This is a genomic window from Streptomyces prasinopilosus (assembly GCF_001419695.1).
Taxonomy (GTDB): Bacteria; Actinomycetota; Actinomycetes; order Streptomycetales; family Streptomycetaceae; genus Streptomyces; species Streptomyces prasinopilosus.
The window spans coordinates 1-1,290 of the sequence record NZ_LIRG01000971.1; the positions used below are offsets into that span (position 1 = coordinate 1).

Sequence of the window (1,290 nt, forward strand, 5' to 3'; positions counted from 1 at the left end):
CCGGACCTGCTGTCGGCCGGGGCCCACCTCCAGGGGCTGGTCGACTCCACGTACTGGCTGGACCTCGGCACACCGGCGGCCTTCGTACGGGGCTCCGCGGACCTGGTGCTGGGCCGCGCCCCGTCCCCGGCGGTCCCGGGGCGCTGCGGCGACCGGCTGGTCCTGCCGACGGCGAGGGTGGCACCGGACGCCAAGCTGGCGGGCGGGACCGTGGTGGGCGAGGGCGCGTTCGTGGCGGAGGGTGCGCACGTCTTCGGCAGCACGATCCTGCCGGGGGCGGTCATCGAACCCGGCGCGGTCGTCACCGACTCGCTGATCGGCACGCACGCGCGGGTGGGGGAGCGGTCGGTCCTCACCGGGACGGTGATAGGCGACGGCGCGGTCGTCGGCGCCCGCAACGAACTCCGGGACGGGGCCAGGGTCTGGTGCGACGCGCGGATCCCGGCCGGGTCGGTGCGCTTCTCCTCGGACGAGTGACCGTGCGGAACCGGGCCCGTACCGGCCCGGTGCGGTACCGGTACCGGCCCTGTGCGGGGCCGGACGGCTCCGAAGAACCCGCACGGCCGAGGGGCGGACGCTGAGGGGAACGGGCGGGGGAGGGCCCGGCCTCACAGCCGTCCGATGTCCCAGCGCGGCATCTTCGGCGCCCGCCGCGCCGGCGTCCTGCCGCTCAGCAGGACCAGCCGGGCCGCCCGGTGCCGCTGACCGGCGTACGGCTCCAGCAGGTCCAGCATCGCCGCGTCGTCCGCGTACCGGTCCCCGGCCAGCGCCCACCCCACGATGCCCGGCAGGTGCAGGTCCCCGGTGGTGACCTCGTCCGGGGCGCCGTGGCTGCGCTGCACCGTCTCCGCCGACGTCCACGGACCGATGCCCGGCACCAGCTCCAGCCGCGCCCGCGCCGCGGCCGGGGCCATCCCGGCCGCCTCCTCCAGCCGCGCCGCGACCCGCACCGCCCGCAGGACCGTGGACGCCCTCTTGTCGTCGACACCGGCCCGGTGCCACTCCCAGGAGGGGATCAGCGCCCAGGTGCGGGGAGGCGGCATGACCGCCATCCGCTCGGGCGCGGGCCCGGGGGCCGGCTCCCCGTACTTCCGCACCAGCAGCCGCCACGCCCGGTACGCCTCGCCGGTGGTGACCTTCTGTTCCAGGACCGACGGGATCAACGACTCCAGCACCAGCCCGGTCCGGGCCAGCCGCAGTCCCGGCCGCCGGTGCCGGGTGAGCGCCAGCAACCGGTGCCGGGGGACGAACGCTGCCGGGTCGTCGGCGGCGCCGAGCAGCTCCGGCAGC

The 1,290-nt window shown here is 77.2% G+C and carries 2 protein-coding genes; one reads left to right on the top strand and one right to left on the bottom strand.

Features of this window, described 5'->3' with window-relative positions; all coding sequences use genetic code 11:
* On the top strand, window positions 1-477 hold a 477-nt coding region (locus AOK18_RS29195), incomplete at its 5' end, for a nucleotidyltransferase family protein (RefSeq protein ID WP_167738760.1).
* Between the two features lie 131 nt (window positions 478-608).
* Here AOK18_RS29195 and AOK18_RS29200 read toward each other — a convergent pair.
* On the bottom strand, window positions 609-1,290 hold a 682-nt coding region (locus AOK18_RS29200; protein WP_055696261.1), incomplete at its 5' end, for a DNA-3-methyladenine glycosylase family protein.